Origin of the sequence: Vibrio sp. Vb0304, from assembly GCF_033338995.1 — a bacterium.
GTDB classification, from domain to species: domain Bacteria; phylum Pseudomonadota; class Gammaproteobacteria; order Enterobacterales; family Vibrionaceae; genus Vibrio; species Vibrio alginolyticus.
Genome location: NZ_JAWOTT010000336.1, coordinates 1 through 1070, shown reverse-complemented (window position 1 = coordinate 1070; position 1070 = coordinate 1). Strand labels below are relative to the sequence as shown.

The 1070-nt window shown below is 42.8% G+C and carries 2 protein-coding genes and 1 pseudogene; 2 read left to right on the top strand and 1 reads right to left on the bottom strand.

Annotated features, from left to right (window positions below; genetic code table 11):
- A pseudogene (locus R7P35_RS26075) lies at positions 1-134 on the top strand (5-carboxymethyl-2-hydroxymuconate isomerase); the annotation flags it as partial.
- 98 nt (positions 135-232) lie between these two features.
- Positions 233-655, top strand: coding sequence for a DUF805 domain-containing protein (locus R7P35_RS26070; RefSeq protein ID WP_005458874.1), 423 nt, complete (start codon positions 233-235; stop codon positions 653-655).
- 40 nt (positions 656-695) lie between these two features.
- Here the strand turns inward: R7P35_RS26070 and R7P35_RS26065 are convergent, their stop codons facing one another.
- A complete protein-coding gene (locus R7P35_RS26065; protein ID WP_180775020.1) occupies positions 696-1052 on the bottom strand; it encodes a DUF3135 domain-containing protein in 357 nt (118 codons plus the stop codon).
- Between the last annotated feature and the right edge of the window lie 18 nt (positions 1053-1070).

Genomic DNA, 1070 nt, shown 5'->3' with positions numbered 1-1070 from the left:
GAACGCCTGAACAAAAGCGAGAATTATCGCGAGCTTTAATGGTTGTGCTTCAAGAACAGGCAAGTCATGTGCACAGTTTAACGGTTAACATTCGAGATATGGATGTGGACAGCTTTCAAAAAGTGGTGAACTGAATATAAGGCTTGGCCGACGTTGTTCACGACTTGTTGTTTCTTCCCAAATTAACCCGACTCGGCTACTCTGTATTCTTTCTATTTTTGGATAAAAATTGATGTCGACTAAAGAGTTACTGTTTTCGTTTCACGGACGTATCGATCGCAAAACCTATTGGATTTGGAATGTGATTTACTATATTTCGATTATAGGTTTTGGTGCGGGTATCAGTAAGTTGTTTCCTGCGTTTTCTTACCTGTTACTGCCAATATTCTTGTTGGTACTGCTCATTCCTGATTTGGCTATTACGACAAAGAGATGGCATGACCGCGACAAGTCGATCTACTGGTTAGGCTTGAATATTCCTTTGGTGATTGGTCGCATCGCAACGCCGATGACAAGCCCAATGGCGCAAGAGCCTTCAACGCCACAGCTGTTCATTGCTTCGATTTCATTAATTTGTGGGCTTTGGATTTTGATTGAGTGTGGTTTTTTGAAAGGCACATCAGGCCCGAATAAATACGGTCCTGAGCCACAGTGATTTATGAATGTGGGAGTCTGCCTAAGGTGTGACTCTCACATCAGTAGAAATCGTTTCTGTTGAAGGCGACTACGTTGTCTGTTTTAACCGACGTCGCTTTTCCTTGTAATGCTTCTCTGAACTTTGTGACTTGTTTTTGTAGTTCATTCATTAGCACGACGTTGGTGTGATGAGGGTTTTTGCAGTTGCGAATCACACGATCAATATGGCTTTGCTGAGCCCATAAGCGCGGTTGCATCGTTTCTGAGGCGCTTTCTATCATTTCTTTTGCCATCTCGTGGCGAAATTGTTCAAAGCCTTCTGGATCGCTTTTGGCCATCTGAACCAGTTCATCAAATGAGGGTAATACTTGCGTTGTGTGAGTATGTAGAGTTCTCATCCCTTTCTCCAAATCCATATGGATACTCGTGTTCAA